The sequence below is a fragment of the Paenibacillus sp. V4I9 genome (assembly GCF_030817295.1).
GTDB lineage: Bacteria > Bacillota > Bacilli > Paenibacillales > NBRC-103111 > Paenibacillus_E.
Genome location: NZ_JAUSZE010000001.1, coordinates 1,745,150 through 1,763,652 on the forward strand (window position 1 = coordinate 1,745,150; position 18,503 = coordinate 1,763,652).

Annotated in this window: 16 protein-coding genes and 4 pseudogenes; 15 read left to right on the forward strand and 5 right to left on the reverse strand. The window is 44.5% G+C overall.

Features of this window, described 5'->3' with window-relative positions:
* Window positions 1-10 precede the first annotated feature (10 nt).
* Window positions 11-259: a hypothetical protein gene (locus QFZ81_RS08225; protein WP_307602213.1), complete on the forward strand. Its 249-nt coding sequence runs from the start codon at window positions 11-13 to the stop codon at window positions 257-259.
* The gene (locus QFZ81_RS08230; protein WP_307602215.1) at window positions 246-1,052 is read left to right on the forward strand and encodes a carbohydrate ABC transporter permease; all 807 of its coding nucleotides are present in this window, start codon (window positions 246-248) and stop codon (window positions 1,050-1,052) included. Before QFZ81_RS08225 ends, QFZ81_RS08230 begins: the two co-directional genes overlap by 14 nt.
* Before the next feature lie 268 nt (window positions 1,053-1,320).
* Here QFZ81_RS08230 and QFZ81_RS08235 read toward each other — a convergent pair.
* Window positions 1,321-2,156: pseudogene (locus QFZ81_RS08235) on the reverse strand (alpha/beta fold hydrolase).
* An 80-nt stretch (window positions 2,157-2,236) separates the two neighbouring features.
* Window positions 2,237-2,629 (reverse strand): annotated as a pseudogene (locus QFZ81_RS08240) (isochorismatase family protein); the annotation flags it as partial.
* 250 nt (window positions 2,630-2,879) lie between these two features.
* On the opposite strand from QFZ81_RS08240, the gene QFZ81_RS08245 reads away from it, so the two are divergent.
* The 5 genes and pseudogenes from QFZ81_RS08245 to QFZ81_RS37285 all read left to right on the forward strand — a co-directional run.
* Window positions 2,880-3,041, forward strand: a complete 162-nt coding sequence (locus QFZ81_RS08245) for a XapX domain-containing protein (RefSeq protein WP_307602217.1) — start codon at window positions 2,880-2,882, stop codon at window positions 3,039-3,041.
* Window positions 3,038-4,726, forward strand: a complete 1,689-nt coding sequence (locus tag QFZ81_RS08250) for an amidohydrolase (RefSeq protein WP_373463655.1) — start codon at window positions 3,038-3,040, stop codon at window positions 4,724-4,726. Before QFZ81_RS08245 ends, QFZ81_RS08250 begins: the two co-directional genes overlap by 4 nt.
* 49 nt (window positions 4,727-4,775) lie before the next feature.
* Window positions 4,776-4,970: a CDGSH iron-sulfur domain-containing protein gene (locus QFZ81_RS08255; RefSeq protein ID WP_047685567.1), complete on the forward strand. Its 195-nt coding sequence runs from the start codon at window positions 4,776-4,778 to the stop codon at window positions 4,968-4,970.
* A 39-nt stretch (window positions 4,971-5,009) separates the two neighbouring features.
* Complete coding sequence (locus QFZ81_RS08260) at window positions 5,010-5,447, forward strand: Dps family protein (protein ID WP_307602219.1); 438 nt, start codon at window positions 5,010-5,012, stop codon at window positions 5,445-5,447.
* Window positions 5,443-5,575, forward strand: a pseudogene (locus QFZ81_RS37285) (class I tRNA ligase family protein); the annotation flags it as partial. The gene QFZ81_RS08260 and the pseudogene QFZ81_RS37285, both read left to right, overlap by 5 nt.
* A 43-nt stretch (window positions 5,576-5,618) precedes the next feature.
* Here QFZ81_RS37285 and QFZ81_RS08265 read toward each other — a convergent pair.
* Window positions 5,619-5,987, reverse strand: a complete 369-nt coding sequence (locus tag QFZ81_RS08265) for an S-layer homology domain-containing protein (RefSeq protein ID WP_307602221.1) — start codon at window positions 5,985-5,987, stop codon at window positions 5,619-5,621.
* 12 nt (window positions 5,988-5,999) lie between these two features.
* Between QFZ81_RS08265 and QFZ81_RS08270 the strand changes: the two are divergent.
* Together QFZ81_RS08270 and QFZ81_RS08275 are read left to right on the forward strand one after the other, a co-directional pair.
* Window positions 6,000-6,179, forward strand: a pseudogene (locus QFZ81_RS08270) (winged helix-turn-helix domain-containing protein); the annotation flags it as partial.
* Window positions 6,176-7,495 carry a HAMP domain-containing sensor histidine kinase gene (locus QFZ81_RS08275; RefSeq protein WP_307602223.1) on the forward strand — a complete coding sequence of 440 codons (1,320 nt, stop codon included), beginning with the start codon at window positions 6,176-6,178 and terminating at the stop codon, window positions 7,493-7,495. The pseudogene QFZ81_RS08270 and the gene QFZ81_RS08275, both read left to right, overlap by 4 nt.
* Window positions 7,496-7,580: 85 nt before the next feature.
* On the opposite strand, the gene QFZ81_RS08280 is transcribed toward QFZ81_RS08275, so the two are convergent.
* Window positions 7,581-9,341, reverse strand: coding sequence for a sensor histidine kinase (locus QFZ81_RS08280; protein WP_307602225.1), 1,761 nt, complete (start codon window positions 9,339-9,341; stop codon window positions 7,581-7,583).
* A gap of 24 nt (window positions 9,342-9,365) precedes the next feature.
* Window positions 9,366-10,091 (reverse strand): response regulator transcription factor, encoded by a 726-nt coding sequence (locus tag QFZ81_RS08285; RefSeq protein WP_307602227.1) that lies wholly within the window; start codon window positions 10,089-10,091, stop codon window positions 9,366-9,368.
* 267 nt (window positions 10,092-10,358) lie between these two features.
* On the opposite strand from QFZ81_RS08285, the gene QFZ81_RS08290 reads away from it, so the two are divergent.
* From QFZ81_RS08290 to QFZ81_RS08315, 6 genes are all read left to right on the forward strand, one after another.
* Window positions 10,359-11,351 (forward strand): mannonate dehydratase, encoded by a 993-nt coding sequence (locus QFZ81_RS08290; protein ID WP_307602229.1) that lies wholly within the window; start codon window positions 10,359-10,361, stop codon window positions 11,349-11,351.
* Between the two features lie 29 nt (window positions 11,352-11,380).
* A complete protein-coding gene (locus tag QFZ81_RS08295; RefSeq protein ID WP_307602231.1) occupies window positions 11,381-12,718 on the forward strand; it encodes an ABC transporter substrate-binding protein in 1,338 nt (445 codons plus the stop codon).
* 39 nt (window positions 12,719-12,757) lie between these two features.
* The gene (locus QFZ81_RS08300) at window positions 12,758-13,636 is read left to right on the forward strand and encodes a carbohydrate ABC transporter permease (protein WP_307602233.1); all 879 of its coding nucleotides are present in this window, start codon (window positions 12,758-12,760) and stop codon (window positions 13,634-13,636) included.
* A gap of 12 nt (window positions 13,637-13,648) precedes the next feature.
* Window positions 13,649-14,488: a carbohydrate ABC transporter permease gene (locus tag QFZ81_RS08305; protein ID WP_307602235.1), complete on the forward strand. Its 840-nt coding sequence runs from the start codon at window positions 13,649-13,651 to the stop codon at window positions 14,486-14,488.
* 30 nt (window positions 14,489-14,518) lie between these two features.
* Window positions 14,519-15,547, forward strand: a complete 1,029-nt coding sequence (locus tag QFZ81_RS08310) for a mannonate dehydratase (protein WP_307602237.1) — start codon at window positions 14,519-14,521, stop codon at window positions 15,545-15,547.
* Between the two features lie 280 nt (window positions 15,548-15,827).
* Window positions 15,828-18,479, forward strand: coding sequence for an Ig-like domain-containing protein (locus QFZ81_RS08315; RefSeq protein WP_307602239.1), 2,652 nt, complete (start codon window positions 15,828-15,830; stop codon window positions 18,477-18,479).
* The last annotated feature ends 24 nt before the right edge of the window (window positions 18,480-18,503 follow it).

The window sequence follows — 18,503 nt, forward strand, 5'->3', positions numbered from 1 at the left end:
TGCAATAAGCTTGCTTTCAGATCTCGATGGCGTTCATTATCGTAAGTGGAATTTTGATCTCACTCCTACAGTCGGTGGGCCGGATGGTGCAGCGTTAACGCCAATTTGGTATATGTATGACTCCTCCTTTAACGGAGGCTCCTTTCAATACGGAAAGGGAGCAGCCATCGCCTACTCGACATTCCTTGTGATCGCATTATTCTCCGTATTGAGCATCAAATGGATGAACAGGGAGGAGACACTCGATGAAGATGAGTAAAGGGCTGGTTATTATCGGATTGACTTTGATCTGCCTGATCGTGCTTTCTCCGTTTTACAATATGATCATTATGGGCACTTACTATGCGAATGATTTGTTTCAAGGCGTTGTCCTGCTTCCGGGAAATTATTTATTACAAAACTTAAAAACGGTCATGTTGGGGAATTTTCCCTTGTTCTACTTGAATAGCCTCTACGTAGCACTCCTCAGTACGGCGCTAACGCTATCGTTCAGTGCTCTGACGGGCTACGCCTTTGGTAAATTTAAAGGAAAGAAATGTTTATATCTCTTTATCTTGTTCACCATGATGATACCAGGACAATTAGGGATGATCGCCTATGTCATTGAAATGAAGTTTTTCCATCTGAATAATACGCATATACCGCTTATTATTGCCGCCTGCAATAATGCGTTCGGCGTCTTTTTCATGACGCAATTCTCGTCATCCTCCGTGCTTACTGAGGTGCTGGAAAGCGCCCGAATCGACGGTTGCGGGGAAATAAAGCTCTTTTACCGTATTGTTGTGCCTTTCCTGATGCCGGCGCTTACGACACTGGGACTTCTGGCATTTTTATGGTCGTGGAACAATTATTTACTTCCGTTAGTGACCATCAACAAGCCGGAACTATTCACGCTGCCTTTAGGCATTACAACGCTTTCCACGGCTTACAGGTACGATTATTCCGCAAGCATATTAGGGCTGAGCCTAGGTACGCTGCCGTTGATTATCTTGTTCCTTTTTGGAAATAAGACAATGGTCCGTGGTCTGACCGGAGGCGCTGTAAAAGGATGATATAAGTTCCTTTGGGACGAGATTCGTGTCCTAGGTATTGGGAGCTGCAATTGTGCTGAATTATAAATTCTAAGTTCATTCCTTTTCTCACTAATAGTGAAAAATAGCTTTGGTAAATTAACGTTTTTACATATGGATTTCTCATTAATTATGACGCCACACTGAACGTTCTGCGGGGCAGTTGCAGAACTTGCTCTGGAACACCAAAAAAGACGCCGGGCATCACAAGAGTCTACACTCTTGTGATGCCCGGCGTCTTTTCATTAATTTAGTTTTTCAGGAAGTTAATCAAAGCGGTATTGAATTGTTCAGGGTGAGTCGCGTTCAAACCATGCGGTCCACCTTCAATTACGACGAGTTGACTGCCTGCAACAGCTTCGTTGGAAAGTTGACCGCTTACTTCAAGCGACACAATGCATCGGAATCGCCATGGATAATAAGCAATGGAATATCAAATTTCGCCAAATCGCTACGGAAATCCGTCCGGCCAAAGGCATCAACGCAATCCAGCGTCCCCTTTGGCGAAGCGTAAGTAGCAATATCAAGGTTGTAAACGCGGAAGGACTCGCTGACCAGGTCGGTTCTATCCCCTGCTTTAAAGAAACTGTGAGTGAAGCCGTCAAGGAAAGCGATGCGGTCTTTTTTCAAACCTTCTTGGAAGCCCTGAATGGTGCCTTCATCCAGACCACCTTCCGGATGCTCATCGGATTTGTAGAAGAACGGAGGAACCGCAGCAGCCAACACGGCTTTTTTGACACGGCTTGTTCCGTATGTACCAACGTAACGAGCAACCTCTCCGCCACCCATCGAAAATCCGACCAGTGTCACGTCCTTAAGGTCCAGATATTCGATTAGCTTATGGAGATCCGTCGCAAACGTATCATAGTCGTAACCGGTCCACGGTTGGGAGGATTGTCCGAATCCACGGCGGTCATATGTAATCACGCGGTAACCTGCATCGATGAGTGCTGGAACTTGATTCTCCCACGAGCGCCCGCTCAGCGGCCAGCCATGGATCAAAACGACAGGTTTACCTGCGCCAAGATCCTCAAAATATAATTCAATGGGTTGCCCGTTTTCTGTTCCTACTGTTAATTTAGCCATGTTTCATATTTCCTCTCGAATTGGTTTTGGTTAAGCTGAGACAGTCAAAATTAATTGACTATCCTTTTTGGATGAATAGGTTACCCTCCGTGGCCCCCAAACATTGTTTGAGCATAAACAACACCTGCACCGTAGGCGCCACTGTGTTGCACAGCAATCTCCAGAACGGCATCATACGTTTCTTGACGCGCCCAATCGCGCTGATACTCAAGAAGTACAGATAGCCAAGTCACGGGAATGGCTCCTGCTTGAATCATGCGTTGAACGGACATGTTATGCGCTTCCGTCGTCGTCCCGCTTGAAGCATCCGTTACGATGTATACTTCATATCCATCATTAATGGCTGAAATTGTTGGGAAAGCAAGACAAACTTCTGTCCACAGTGCTGCCATAATCAGCTTCTTGCGACCTGTTTTCTTCACTGCTTCCACGAAGTTTTCATCTTCCCAGGAGTTCATTGTTGTTCGGTCAATCGGTACCTGCTGCATGTAATAAGTCTATTGAAATGTTAACAGACGAACAATCTTCATTTTTCTATATTACCCATAGACAAAAACTATATACATTAAAAATAATATTATTGAAATAATGTATAAGTGATTCCTATAGCTGTTATAGAGAAAGCCTTATTGATAGAAAGAATCCTGACATATAGACTTATATAGAAGGTAAATGATTGAACAATCAGTCGAATGGAGTATATGGGTAAGGAGGAAAACTAGTATGTGGGGTTCAGTATTTCTCGCTTTAGCTGCTGGTATTGTCATTGGCGTTGTTTTTCAATCGCTTAAAATCCCCTCTCCGGCGCCACCTTTTTTGGGATTGCTTGGTCTCTTTGGTATGTTTTTAGGACAACGGCCGTGGGGGATGATGCCGAAATCATGAAATATGTTGGGCCTTCCACGCAAGTTGTGAACGCCAACAAACGAATGTTAATTCCAGGCTTGAACGATTCTCATATTCATCTCATTCGAGGCGGTCTCAATTATAATCTCGAGCTTCGATGGGATGGCGTGCCATCCGTAGCGGATGCCTTGCGTATGTTGAAAAAGCAGGTGGATCGTATGCCAGCACCTCACTGGGTCCGTGTTGTTGGCGGCTGGACAGAATTCCAATTCGTGGAACGCCGAATGCCAACTTTGGATGAAATCAATCGAATTGCTCCGGAAACACCGGTATTTATCCTCAATCTTTACCGTCAGGCTTTTTTGAATAAAGCAGCCTTGCGAGTTATCGGATATACGAAAGATACGCCGAATCCGCCAGGTGGAGAAATCCAAAGGGATAGCCAAGGGAATCCAACAGGAATGCTCATCGCTAGACCTAATGCTACTATTTTGTATGCGACCTTAGCGAAAGGACCGAAGCTTTCATACGAGGATCAAATCAATTCAACCCGATTGTTCATGAGGGAATTGAATCGATTCGGAGTCACAAGCGTTATTGACGCTGGCGGGGGCTTTCAGAACTATCCTGATAATTATCAGGTTTTTGATGAACTTGATAGACGCGGAGAAATCACGGTTCGCACGGCGTATAATTTATTCACCCAGCATCCCAAAAATGAATTGAGTGATTTTAAAGCATGGACTGCTACTACTCAGCCGTACACGGGCAGTTCCTACTATCGTCATAATGGTGCCGGTGAAATGCTTGTTTATAGCGCAGCGGACTTAGAAGATTTTGTTGAACCCCGCCAGGAACTCCCCGCTGTACTGGAAGATGAACTATTCGAAGTTACCCAGCATCTCGTACAGCAACGTTGGCCATTTCGTCTTCATGCCACTTATGGGGAATCCATAACGCGTTTTCTCGATGTATTTGAGCGCGTGAATAAAGAAGTTGCGTTCAAAGACTTGCGCTGGATTCTAGACCATGCTGAAACGATTCAGGAGAAGGATTTGGAGCGGGTCGTCGCATTAGGCGGTTCGATCGCTGTTCAAAGCCGAATGGCCTTTCAAGGGGAATACTTCGTCGAAAGATATGGGGCGGAAGCAGCGGAAAATGCTCCTCCGATCACCAAGATGATTAAAGCCGGATTGCGTGTTGGGGTAGGGACAGATGCAACCAGAGTAGCCTGTTATAATCCTTGGGTTGCCTTATACTGGTTAGTGACGGGCAAGACACTTGGTGGGCTAAGCTTGTACCCGGCTTCCAATCGTGTAGAGAGGCATGAAGCGCTTCGCATGTATACATCCGGTAATGCATGGTTTTCCAAGGAAGAAGATGTGAAAGGTCAAATCAAAGCGGGTCAATATGCTGATTTTTCGATTCTTTCTGATAACTTCTTTCACGTCTCCGAAGAAGCTATTAAAAAAATTGAATCTGTCTTCACTGTCGTAGGAGGCAAGATTGTGTACGGTACCAACGAATTTCAGCCTTTGTCGCCGCCAGCTCCCAAAGCAAGTCCAGACTGGTCTCCACATAATTTCTTTGGAGGCTACTACAATGGAACAAATTACGGAGGCGGCGGGGTAGGAGTTCCGGCACCTCAAAAGGCACACCATCATCATGGATGCAATCATCACCATGGCAGCGGCTTCTGTGATCTGGATTGCTTCGTTTTCTAAGTGCGTTTCACTATTTTCACCAAAATAATCCAATAGGGGTGAGATCATCATGTCTGAAGTTACGATCAAAGTAAACGATAATGGACCATTGCGAATTACGGGCAAAGTAGAAATGGTGGACGCGTTGGGGAACCGTTTTGAGACCAAGGAAAGTTTTATTCTTTGCCGGTGCGGTTTATCCAGTCAAAAACCGTTCTGCGACTTGACTCACAAAGGTAAATTTGAAAGCGCGCCTCGAGCTTAGTTTAAGAGATCAATATCGATATTCGAAAGGAGCTTTTTTATGACAGAAAAACTAACGGAAGTGCTTAACACCCAGATTGCTAACTGGAGTCTGTTGTTCACCAAACTCCATAACTATCACTGGTATGTTAAAGGGCCACAATTCTTCACTTTGCATTTGAAATTCGAAGAGCTTTATACGGAAGCTGCACTTCATGTGGACAATCTTGCCGAGCGGCTGCTGGCATTAGGTTTTAGTCCGGTAGCGACACTTCATGAAATTATCGAAAAAGCTACAGTAAAAGATGCAGCAGGCAATGAGAATGCAAATGAGATGGTCCGCACGCTTGTAGCTGATTTTGGGATTATTGTGGGTGAGCTGAAAGAGGGCATGAGTATTGCAGACCGTGAAGGTGATGAGACAACTGGGGATATGCTTTTGGCCATTCATAGCTCCCTGGAAAAGCATGTATGGATGTTGAAATCGTACTTAGGTTAATTATGAAGGGCCTCCTAGCGCAAACGGAAAGCCTCATATCGGCCATGTACTCGGACGTCATTAAAGATTTCATCGGTCGTTATAAAACCATGTCAGGCTTCCGCAAAGCCGGATGGGAAATGAAGGGCTGTCGATTTCGACAGCCCTTCATTTAATAGATCGAACAGTTCATTAGTTTATACGCTTAGCGGCTTGAAGAAGGCCATACAACACTTTAGCTGCAGCTTCACGAGTTGTAGCATGAGCTGGTTCGAAGTAGAAGCTCCCTTCAGACTCTACACCTTCCATAAGCCCGACAGCTGTTACGATTTCGATGCTTTCTTGCGCATAGTCGCTGAACTGTGCAGCATCAGCATAGAGGTGAATGACTGGTTTAGTCGGTTTCTGTAGGTCGATTAGTTTAATCGCTTTAGCTAGCAAAACCGTCATATCCTGGCGTGTAATGGTGGCGTTCGGCATGAATTGGCCAGCCGAGCCTTTTACAAGTCCAGCATCATAAGCTGCCGTCACATCAGTCGCGAACCAGTCGCTGCTGCTCACATCGCTGAATGTAACAAAGGGATTGTATTAACGAGAGAAAGCATTATGAGCAGGGTTTGGGGCTATGACTTTATTGGTGATTTAAGGGCTGTTGATACCCATATTAAGAAGCTTAGGAATAAGCTTGGGGAAAAATCAATCTATATCTCCACCGTAATAGGATCTGGCTATAAGTTCGAGGTGAAAAGGTGAAAAAACGAAGCGTTACTTTTTCTCAGATCGCTATATTGGATGAAAATGGGGCAATAAAGTTTAGTCCTGCCTATGAAATCGTTGTGGAAACGATAGACAAAACGAAACTAAAGATTCTCTTAAACAATATTGTTTATCTGGAGGGTTTTCAAAACTTAAAGCTAACTATGGGTTCGCAAATAGAGGTAGAGGGTATATTTCATGATAAGCTAAATCAAATCATTTACCTTTCTAGTATAAAAAATGATACTGAAAAGTGGGGAAATTCCAATTTAGAAATGGCTGATGTTACAACAGGTGCTCTAATTGAAGGTACTTTAACAAGGACAAGTCAAACAACGATTCCACAACAAGCAGTAATAAATAAAGAACCGATTACAGCAGAAATGAGCGAGTTGCTTCCCCTTAAGAAAATTAGCGGGAAAATAATTGCTTTGGATATCCCAACTCAAATTTCACAAATGGGCAGTTATAGTAGAGGATTGTTGGGGTCATCGATTGACTATTGGAAGGGGCTCCAACTGCTGAATAAAATTAAAATAGAGCCTGGAAAAACCAGTCAGTTTCACTGTACTAACCCTTCAAATGGCATGGATAATATCGTGTTTGTTAGGCCTGTAAGAAAAGAAAATGGAACTTCGTCGGAATATGTATTTGCGATATCTTTCCTTCAGCCTGTTGGAGAAGCTGTTGATGTGTTGAGAGATTACTATTTTTATGCATTTCTAGTTGCCTTGTTATTTATTGCGGTGATGGCTTTACTTTTCTCCAAAATCATCTCGAAACCATTAATTAAGATGACTCAAGTTGCAACCAGAATGGCGAGTTTGGATTTTTCAGAAGAGGTTCCTGTAAAATCTATGGACGAATTTGGAAGTATGGCAATTAGCTTAAATCGCTTATCTAAAAATCTTGGCACAATTAATGAGAAAAAGATCAAATTGAAGCTTGAAAATGAAAGGGAGGATATTAAAGTCTTTGGTGATGTAAGAAGACTGGAGCAGGTTGTAACAAACATTTTGACTAATGCGATCAGACATAGCTATTACGAAGGATTTATTCAAATAGATGTGCAACAATTACAAAATTCAGTTTGTATCTCTGTGGAAAATAGCGGAGAGCAAATTGGAGATGACGATCTAAAATTAATCTGGGATCGATTTTACAGGGCAGAAAAGTCTCGAGATCGAAAAACAGGTGGCACCGGACTCGGCTTATCCATCGTAAAGAATATACTTGAGATGCACGGAAGTTGGTTTGGTGTTGAAAATACAAAGCATGGGGTGATTAAACCGAACAACGGATGTATTAGTTGAAAAACAAAAAGGGGCGACGAATGATTACATTCCACTTGCCCCTTTTTGATCATATGCATTGCTTCAATTCCATGTATCGTTTGCTCTACATGGGAATGGTTAAGTAGACCGCCGTTCCCCAACCGTATTTACTCCGGATTTTAATGCCGAATGATTCACCGTAAAGCAATTTCAATCTTTTGTTTGTGTTGTATAGACCAATATGATCCGTTTCGCCGATATCCTGTTTGAGTTCGTACTTAATTTGGTCAAGTCTTTCTTTGCCAATTCCGATTCCGTTATCAATCACAGCCAAATAAAGCATCTCTTCGTTTTGCCAGATTTTAATTTTGATTCGATAGGTTCCTTCCTTCACTTTGATGCCGTGGTAGATACTATTTTCAATAAGAGGTTGTAAAATTAGCTTGGGTACATTGTACTTGTTTACGTGCTCATCATATTCCCAGACGACGTCAAATTTATCATGGTATCTAATCTTCTGTATGTCGATATAGCTTAAGGTATAGGCGATTTCTTTTTGAAGGATGACCGGCTTGTTATGCCCTTCCAAGGAATATCGCAAAATATCTGCCAAATTTTCTACCATTTTGTTCAAATTCCCGGGCTTGCCGGTAAGGCTGGCGATTTTCCAATTGATTGTCTCCAGTGTATTATATAGAAAATGAGGGTTCAGCTGTGACTGCAGGGCGATCAACTCCATAGCTTGGGCTTTATACTTTCGTTCGGACAGTTGGATGCTTAAATAGTTCTGCTCGATAAAATTTTTCAGGATACTATGAATGATATAGCTGTAAATGTCTTTAACGCGAGAAGGTAGAGCGGGCAGAGGCTTGCTGTTTTCGGCGGATTCCAAAATCGTAACAATTGTTTTCACATCTCGGTAATTTTTTCTGGTCAAATAATACGTTAATCCGCTGCCAAATAAAAAGGAGAATAGCAGGAGCAGTTGGCTGGTCAAGTTCAAACGATCGGGAACTTCATATAAGGATGTTTTGGGGGCGATAGATAGGTAGGTCCAACCGTACTTATCCGAGTTCAGCTTGGAAACGATAAACGGCTGACCGTTCAGGTTCGTCTCATAAAAGGAACGCCCATCGGAAACGAGATCTTTAAAAACCAAATGATCAAAATAGGGGAGTTTTTTGTTTTTAAACATAACATCCCCGCTCGGGCCTAATATGAGCAGGGTTTGATCCTGCAGTGTGGACAAATTGGACAAATGGTTCTCGATATATTTGGCGTCAATGTTGAGCACGATGAGACCGTCTCCCTGATCGCGGGACAGTTTGCGGTAAAGACTGATAAGCTCTACGGCAGAATTCTCAAAGTTATATTTCTTAATGGTGCGGTTTTCCGTCCATACCAAATCGTCACCATGCTGATGCCTTTTGTAGCTGTCGAACCAGGCTTTATCATAAAATTCATTTAAATCGATCAGTCCGCCGGAGGTCGTGGAAAGTAAACGATTTTTGTCATTATTTAAATAAACGTAGACAGAATCGATATAAGGCATCGCCATGGCAGGCGCATCGATCAAATTTTTAATGGTCGCGAGTACTTTATAGTCATCGAGCTCCAGAGACGGCTTGAGCATTAGGCTTTTTAAATTCGCAAATTCGATGGCATTGGCCATAAAGTGGATGTTCAGCGAATCAAGCTCGTTAAAGATTAACTCGATATTTTCCTTGGTTTGCTTTAGCATATTGGTCGTGTTGTGATTAATTTCTTCCGTTACATATCTCTTAATAATGACCGTGGACATTGTGCCTAGGATCAGAATAGGTACAAGCATTGGGATCAAAAAGGTGAATAAATTTTTAAGGAAAAATGCGTGGTAGGTTTTCATCCGATTTCGTATAGTCCTTTATAGTTATTCCGCATTTCTGAAGTCACGCGGGCTTTTGCCGAAATATTTTTTGAAGGTGCGGGTAAAATTTTTAGGGTTGCTGTAACCGATCATTTCGCTGATTTCATAGGTTTTATAATCAATTTCCTTTAAAAATTGTGCGGCCTTCTCCATCTTGACGGAAATGACGTAATCCAAAAAATTCTCTCCCGTCTTTTGCTTAAAATACTTGCTAATATAGTAAGGGCTCATGTGAACTAAATCCGCAGCGCCCTCTAGGGAAGCATCTCGGTAGCGCTCTTTCACGTAATTTTTGATCACCGAAATCACTTTATCGGAAATAGCCCCTTCTTGCGCTGTATCTTGTTTCTTTTCTTGATTTAATTCTTCTTTGATGCTCAAGAAAACATTCATTAATTCATCATATTTGGTCGGCTTGACGATATAATTTTTCACGCCGTAAATCAGCGCCTGTTGGGCGAATTCAAAATCTTTGTAACCGCTTAAAAAAATGACTTTAATGGGAGATTTTTTTAGGTAAAGCTCTCTAGCCACATCGATTCCGGTCATAATCGGCATTCGGATATCGCATAGTAGAACATCCACCTCATGACTCTCCGTATATGCCATTACCTGATTGCCATTATCAGCCTGACTCACGACCGTGAAGCCAACGTCTCCCCAGGGAAAGTAGTTGCTTAAGCCATTTCTGATTTCATATTCGTCATCAGCAATAAGGAGCTTATACACAGCGACCCGCCTTTCTATTCGGAAAAGTCTGTTTTAAAAAACAACCTCATATAGGCACATTATAGCATTGATCTCCAACTAAAGTACCTCAATTTGTCAAATGAGTATGTAATGATTCCTTTTTGTTAAAAGATGATACTTCTTCGTCCAAAACGTCCTTATTGAGCCAATAAATGATACCAAAAGAGGAATCAACCGCCTTTTTATTCTTACTGTATCCTTTATAATCAAGGTATGAAAGCGTTTCCTAATGAAAGGATGAGGAGATTGATCAGAATATCCGTAACAACAGCAAGAGTGGATCACCCTGACAGTTATTTGAAGCAGCTTGTACAGTTGGGGGTGGATTGTCTCGATTTCGGGAACGGCTCCAGCTTCGTTGGAGTGAAGGAGCAAGGGTATCCTGATTTAGATGAACTGCTAAAGCTTAGACGCAGACTTCGTTCCTTCGGACTAGATGTCAATCGTGTGACACTGCCAAATATGTCGGAAAGATTCATGAGAAACCTTCCCGGCTCGGAAAAGGAACTGGATAATACCGTTAACGCCATGAAGGTATTTGGCGAAGCAGGAGTACCCATCGTACGACAGCGGTTTGCCGGGGATACGTTTGATCAGTTGATGACCCGTTACGATGCGGTTCTGCGTGGAGGGTATATCTCCCGTGGAGAGAGCTTAGGACTAACCAAACACCAGCAAGAGACGCCGACTTATGAGGAACTTCAAGCTTGGTGGGAACGTTTCCTGATCGTTTACGGTCAACTTGTCCCGATTGCAGAAGATTTCAATGTGAAGCTATCCATGCACCCTTCGGATACGCCAAATGCGGATACACCTTTTGGCGGTCTGGGTTATCATCGCATTACTGATGCTTTTCCGAGCAAGCAGGTAGGCTATCTTTACTGCATCGGTACCCGTGCCGAAGCGGGCGGATCATCGCTCGTGCTTGACGAAATCAACCATTATGGAAGACAAGGACGCATTCATTTAATTCATATGAGAAATGTTCGCGGGAGCCTGCCGACTTCGGGCGGGTTTGAAGAAACGCTGCTGGATGATGGGGACTTGAATATGTTCAAGGTTTTATTGGCATTGAAAAAGGTAGGCTATGACGGTTGTATCAATCCGGATCACATTCCTGTACTTGAAGGGGATGATCGGGATCAGCACAGCGGTGACCATCGTACTGCATGCGGAATCGGACTAGCTTATTCGATCGGGTATCTCAAAGCGCTTCTTTGTGCGATGTACGCCATATAAATGACAACACTATATGATGAGGTGAGACTATGAAATGGAATAGAGTGAGCTCTGTATTAGCAGCAACTACTTTGTTGGGAACGATTGCTGCAGGATGCTCGACAAGTAATAATGCGGCTACTTCTTCATCCGTTGATAAAGCTGCTTCGCCAAGTGCTTCTAATGGTCCTAAAGAGAAATTTATCTTCTGGGATAAAGGGGAATATACCCAAGCTTATAACGACCTTATGAAGCAGCGGGTGGAGGAATTCGGAAAGACGAACAATATTGATACTGAATACGTGGTCATTGCTCAGAATGATTTGAAGACGAAGCTGTTGGCCTCGATCGAAGCCAAGAATCCACCGGATCTTATTGTGGCTAACGACCCGGTTGCCAAGCAGTTTGTCACCTCCGACCAGCTCGTGGACACATCGGACATCATTACGAAAATCAATTTTACGGATGGAGCCAAAAAATTTTCCGTAGTCGCAGATAAATATTTCATGGTGCCTCAATCCTTCCAAATGGGCGGAGCCTACTTGCGCAAAGATCTTTGGGAGAAGCACAAATTGCCAGTACCGAAAACGTGGCAGGAGCTTTACGAGCAGGCCAAAATTGTCAACGATCCGAAAAACGGCATATATGCCGTAGGTCTCCCGTTAGGCCAATCCGGAGGCGGAGATGCCGAGGGTTTTGTTCGGGATGTCATACTAGCGTATGGCGGAGCTATTGTCGATAAGGACAATAATATCACGGTCAATTCCAAAGAGACGCTGGAGGCGATTACGTTTCTCGCGAAATTTTGGCAAGAGGGCCTAACGCCGCCATCTTCTGTGACTTGGGACGATAACGGCAATAACAATGCCTATCTAGCAGGTACCGTCGGTTTCGTCATCAACAGCGGAAGCATCTACGATCAGGCCAAGAAGGATAAACCGGAGCTTGAAAAAAATACGGTTCTCATTCCAAAGCTTGCCGGCCCTAAGGGTGATTTTATTCTAGGCAGCGGCAACGTCTTCGCCATATTCAAAAATGCCAAGGGCACCAAGTGGGCGAAGAAGTTTGTTACCGAATTTTATGACAAAGATTTCTACAATAAATTTGTTGAAGTCATGGGTGGAAAATTTCAGCCTGTACTTAAGGGCTCTGAAGAGATGGCATTCTGGAAGGACCCGAACAATAAAGCCGCAGGCTGGATGAAAATGATTAATGACGTGGTTGGCTCAAGTAACTATCCGGGTCCTGAGGATGATCTCGGATCCAAGGCCAAATCCATGCAGCTTGCGACAAGAGCGGTGCAAAGAATTGTTGTGGAGAAGATGGATCCGCAGAAATCTCTTAATCAGCTTGAACAAGAGCTCAAGCAGTTATATGGCAAAAAGTAACGGGGTTTTACTATACGCAGTCAGGCGGTGATTTCTTGCGTGGGACAGTTAAGCAGAAAATATGATAGAACGCTCGGATACTTATTAATTCTACCGGTGGCTTTTGTCATCTTTGTGGTCATCGGTTTCCCATTCATCAATGCCATTTATTTAAGCTTTACGAACAAAGTTGTAGGTATGGATCCCAAATTTATCGGATTTGACAACTATCTCCACATTTTCACCGATAGAGAGTATTGGAAGGTACTTAAAAACACCTTCATCTATATGATCTTCAGCGTGGGTATTAAATTAGTCGTCGGTCTGATGCTGGCGGTCGTGGTCAACGAGACATTCTTCGGCCGGGGAATTTTTCGCATGATCCTGCTTATTCCATGGGCTCTCTCCGGCATGGTGGCCGCCATCACCTGGCGGTGGATGTATGACGATACATACGGCATTATCAATTCCCTGCTGCTTCGATTCCACATCATAGATACACCTATTTTATGGACCTCGGGACTCCATATGGCACTTGTTTCCGTCATCATCGTGAACATTTGGAAGGGACTTCCTTTTTTCATCTTCAGTTTGCTCGGCGGCTTACAGACCATCGATTCACAGATGTATGAGGCGGCTACAATTGACGGAGCGGGCTGGATACGGCAGTTTTTCGCGATTACGGTTCCTTCGATCATGCCAGTCATTACCATTACTACGCTGCTTTCTTGCATCTGGACGTTTAATAATTTTGAGAGTGTGTATTTGATTACGGGCGGAGGTCCCTTAAATGCATCGGCGGTTATTTCCACTTATACGTATGAAGTAGCCTTCCAACAAAATTTATTGGGTCGGGCGCTAGCTGTGGCCGGTTCCGTGGTTCCTATTCTAGTCGTCATGATTGTAGTCTCCATGAGAAAACTGAAAACGGATGATTAGGGGGGAACTAGGATGAAGCTAACAACAGTAAAAAAGATAAGAAAGCAAACCATCATTTACGCGATCGTCTTCATTTTTACCATCTGGACGTTGTTTCCGGTATATTGGATGGTTAAATCATCTTTTACCCCTAACGATCTCATGTATACAGCGAATCCCGGTTTAGTTCCAGATACGTGGACATTATCCCATTACAAGGATTTGTTTCAAAAAACAAAGTTTATGAATTTTGTGAAAAACAGCCTTTATGTAGCTTCGCTTGTTACCGTCATCTCGGTCAGCATCAGTATTTTGGGCTCATACAGTATGACACGGCTGCGTTATCGGGGGAGAATCTTTTTTTCACAAAGTATTATTTACACGTATCTGCTGCCTACGGCCGTTTTGTTTATTCCAATGTACGTGGCGGTAAGTAAGCTTGGTTTGAGCGACAATAAGAACGCCTTGCTGATTGTTTATCCGACGATTATCGTGCCTTACTGCTGCTACATGCTGATCAGCTATTTCAAGGCGATTCCCAAAGAGCTGGAAGAGGCGGCTTTGATCGACGGATGCAACAGTCTTCAGGCCTTGTTCAGAATCATCATTCCCATTGCTTCTCCAGGTATAGCCGTTGTATCTACCTTTGCCTTTACACTAGCATGGAACGAATATTTGTATGCGTTGGTTTTGACGACCAGCCCGGGTCAGCAGACCGTCAACATCGGAATTTCCGGCTTTAAGTTTTCAGATCAGGCAGTCTGGGGACTGCTGATGGGCTCGTCTGTCATTGCATCCTTGCCAGCCATTTTCCTGTATTTCCTGGCTCAACGGTTTTTAAAAGGCGGATTGGCCGCCGGTGGCGTCAAGTAAGGGGTTAACTAGCGAGTAGGAGGCTAAACGATGATGAAGATATCGGTCACGGTTAATACGTGCGATTTAACGGATCGCGATTTGATGCAAATGTGCCAGTTGGGCATCGATTATGTAGATTTCGGCAAGGGATCTTCCTTTCCTGGCGTGCAGGAGCAGGGCTATCCGGATTTGGATCAGTTACTTCAGCTGCGCAAGCGTGTACGTTCCTTTGGGCTCGATATGAATCGGGTTACGCTCCCTGACTTCACAGATCGGTTTATGAACAATTTACCAGGCTGTGAAATGGAACTTGAGAATTCATCACTTGCTATAAAGGTATTTGGCGAAGCTGGCTTGCCGATTGTAAGGCAGCGTTTTGCCGGGGATACCGCACCTGTTTTGACGACCGGCTATAAAGCCGTGCAGCGGGGGGGAGCTGTAGCTCGGGGAGAAAGTCTTGGCTTGATGAAGAATAAGCCCGAAATGCCTGGTTTGGAAGAGCGGGAGCGCTTCTGGAGCCGCTTTACGGAAGCATTTCGCACATTGGTTCCCTTGGCCGAGGATTACAACGTGAAGTTGACGGTTCATCCATCGGATACGCCAAACCATGGAACTCCCTTCGGCGGGCTCGGCTTCCATCGGATTATCGATGCTTTTCCGAGTAAAAATGTCGGATTCGTATACTGCGTCGGAACGCGCGCCGAAGAAGGCGGAAGCTATTTGGTCATGGATGAAATCAATCATTATGGGCGTAAAGGAAAAATATGTTTGGTGCACCTTCGCAATGTGAGGGGCAGCCTTCCAACAGCGGGAGCTTTTGAAGAAGCGCTTCTGGATGATGGCGATTTGAATGTGTTTAAAATTTTACTCGAACTGCGGAAGGTTGGATACGAGGGCTGTATCAATCCGGATCATATTACGCAGTTGGAAGGCGACAGTATCGATTTAGATCAAAATTGGGCGCATTCGGGCATTGGTTGGAAATCGTCCAGCATCGGTTGGGGCTATTCCATCGGTTATGTAAGGGCTCTGCTGACCGCATTGGCGGAGTTTGAGGGCAACCGTTATGGACACTAGTTTTGATTTATTGATTTGGGCGGATATATAAAGACATTTACTAGTTATAGGACCGGAACTCTGAATTACGGGTTCTGGTTTTTTCCAGTATGGCTAAAACCGTAAAAAATTACATGGAGACCATAAATTAATCTATATAGGAAATCTCATCAATTCATTATAATGATTGTTGAAAGCGTTTGACGAATTAACGATCATACGGAGGAAGGGGTTGGATTTGGAAAGAAGTTGAGCCTGCTATTTAAAGGCTGTTTTTTACGAAAATAAAGGAGGCTTTTAGATGTTCTTCTTCGAAATGTCTAAGCAGCAAGTTTTTAAAAGGGGATTAAGCTTAGTTCTTTCGTTTGCCCTTGTACTTTCGCTGATCAGCCTATTCAGTTTTCCGGCATCATCGGTTCATGCAGCGCCGGTAGACAGCTTAGGTTTTTTGGAAATAGAAGTGAACAAGCCGGTAAACGCAGTCGTTGATTTGAATCAGGCAACCATTAATATATCATTGCCCTACGGCGCCTTATACCAAATGCTGAATGTAATGACAAACCCGGCCGTTACTGCGACGCTATTCAGAAGTAACAGAATATCTGCCATCTCTTTCGCTGCCAGCGGCATTAACAAAGGAGATGCCAAGATGGACCAATTTTCAACAAGCGGAACCACGTTGTATTATCTGGTGGTAGCCGACAAGAATGACAGCAATAACAGTCGAACCTATTCCATCACCGTTACTGTAGATATGGCTTTGCCCCCGATAACAGGGATGGGAGCCAATGACAAGTATTTGCCTCTCAATATTCGAGGGGGAGAATATGTATGGGATGTTTTGGGCGCATCTAAAATCGGCAATGGCAGTACTACGGGTTCTATAGAAGGCCCGAACACACCTTCATCTTACAGTGGGAAAACATGGTCGCAATCGGTCTATGACCGTTCTGGGGACTACCCGGTGGCTTCGACAGTTAATGAAGCATGGCTGGGGGATAACATGTATTTGCAAACTATAGGCAGAAATGATTCGAATGCGCTTACAAAATACGGGGTCGCAAATATTCCAGGAACCGACAAACTAGGCTCCGACATTTTGCGTTATCACGAATTTATACCTTTTGTTACCCCGGACGGCGTAAGCCGGGACGACGGAGATCGGGGCGCAGTGGGCAGCGATCGTCAGAGGCTGGAGATTAAAAGCAACACCAACGCTGCAAGTAGCGATGCAAACAGTAAGGGCGGCGACATTTTGACCCACCACTGGAGGCTTATGCTCCCGTCGGAAACTTTAAGGTTTCAGAAGGATGTCGGCGATCACCATGCCGGAGATTTTATTGCTCCCCACAGGTTTTGGCACATCTTCCAACTGAAAGAAATAGCTGGAAACGCAGCAGGACAGCCGGTGGCCACCCTTTCTCTGGTTTCGAGCGAAGGCAAAGGGCAACTAGAGTTCAGGAACAATCCTGATGGCGGCTATGCGGACAGAATAAAGCCGTTATTCACGATTCCATTTGAACAGGTCGTTGACCGCTGGCTTGATTTTGATGTTACGATTTTAACAGCCGATAACGGTTATATCTACGGTAAGCTTATCGATTTGGAAACAGGTAAGGTGCTTTTTGAAGGCGGTATGACAGCCGAAACCTACAGACGCCCTGAAGTGGAAAACCCGATTACCGGCCGAAACGAAAGAGGCGACCTGCCTGTTGAATCGGGCCAGCAAAACCGTTCCAAATGGGGTCTTTACCGGGGCATGTATAATGGCGCAGGAGATGCTGCCTATGCAGATGAATTCCAATCCGCAACCATGTATCTCTCCGATACATACTTGATCAAGAGGGATAAAAACAGCTATATTTTTCATGATGGATGGAATCCAAAAGCACAACTTAAGGATATTGTAGCGTGGTCAAGGCCGAAAGAAATTACAGCTTCCAAAGGTACAGCGTTTGGAAGTTTAAGCTTGCCTTCACAGCTTGATGTAACCTTGAGTACGGGGTTGACAGAAAAGGTGAACGTTACATGGAGCTCCGCCGGTTATAACCCTGATAAGATGGGCACTTACAGGATTTATGGTGGATTTAACGTTACTAGCTTGATGAACACCAAAAACATTAAGCCGTATATCGATGTTACCCTGCGAGATCTGTCTCCACCAATTACGGAGGCTCAGATTGATCCGATGCCGACGAACGGTTGGCTGAACAAGGAGGCGTCCGTCACGCTGTCTGTTTATGACGATCTCTCAGGTATAGCGAGAACGGAATACAGGCTGGGGGATCATGCAAATTGGCAAACCTATGCCGGGCCGATCGCCTTTACGAATGAAGGCGTAAGCCAACTGGAGTACCGTTCAATCGACGCTGAAGGCAACATCGAGCAAACGAAGGAGCTTATCGTCCGGATTGACAAATCGAAGCCGGTTTTTGTGCTGACGGCAGACGGGAAACCGCTTGCGGAAGGTGCAGTTTTCTCAGATGATCGCCCGATTGCACTTCTTCTGAACGCGAACGATGCACTTTCCGGTATAGCGAGCCAGGAACTCTCCCTGAACGGAGAGCGGCTAACGAACGGCGCTTCCGTTGATTTGGCCGGTAAGCTTGGCCTTCATACCCTGAGGATCGTCATCACCGACCAGGCCGGCAATACGACGGATGAGTCTGTCGGCTTAACAATGACCGCCACTCTCGAAGGAGTATCCAACTTGATTGACCGATATGTCGAAGCCGGCGAATTGAAGAGGCCATTGGTTGACCAATTGCGCAACAGTTTGAACCAGGCTTTGCATCAATTGGACAAAGGCGACAAGTACAAGGCGGCCAAAGATTTGCAGGATTTCCTGAAGCACCTGAATAACGAACCGCTGGCGGATAATGGCTCCGAAGCCGCGATGTCCGTCCTCGGAACGGACGCCAATGCTTTGATCACAGAATGGTCCGCGAAGTAAATAATACAGCATCGTACAACACAT

Coding starts and splice junctions, on each gene's coding strand:
- QFZ81_RS08230 (WP_307602215.1), top strand. CDS start 246: ATGAAGATGAGTAAAGGGCTGGTTATTATCGGATTGACTTTGATCTGC.
- QFZ81_RS08245 (WP_307602217.1), top strand. CDS start 2,880: ATGTGGGGTTCAGTATTTCTCGCTTTAGCTGCTGGTATTGTCATTGGC.
- QFZ81_RS08250 (WP_373463655.1), top strand. CDS start 3,038: ATGAAATATGTTGGGCCTTCCACGCAAGTTGTGAACGCCAACAAACGA.
- QFZ81_RS08255 (WP_047685567.1), top strand. CDS start 4,776: ATGTCTGAAGTTACGATCAAAGTAAACGATAATGGACCATTGCGAATT.
- QFZ81_RS08260 (WP_307602219.1), top strand. CDS start 5,010: ATGACAGAAAAACTAACGGAAGTGCTTAACACCCAGATTGCTAACTGG.
- QFZ81_RS08280 (WP_307602225.1), bottom strand. CDS start 9,341: ATGAAAACCTACCACGCATTTTTCCTTAAAAATTTATTCACCTTTTTG.
- QFZ81_RS08295 (WP_307602231.1), top strand. CDS start 11,381: ATGAAATGGAATAGAGTGAGCTCTGTATTAGCAGCAACTACTTTGTTG.
- QFZ81_RS08305 (WP_307602235.1), top strand. CDS start 13,649: ATGAAGCTAACAACAGTAAAAAAGATAAGAAAGCAAACCATCATTTAC.
- QFZ81_RS08310 (WP_307602237.1), top strand. CDS start 14,519: ATGATGAAGATATCGGTCACGGTTAATACGTGCGATTTAACGGATCGC.
- QFZ81_RS08315 (WP_307602239.1), top strand. CDS start 15,828: ATGTTCTTCTTCGAAATGTCTAAGCAGCAAGTTTTTAAAAGGGGATTA.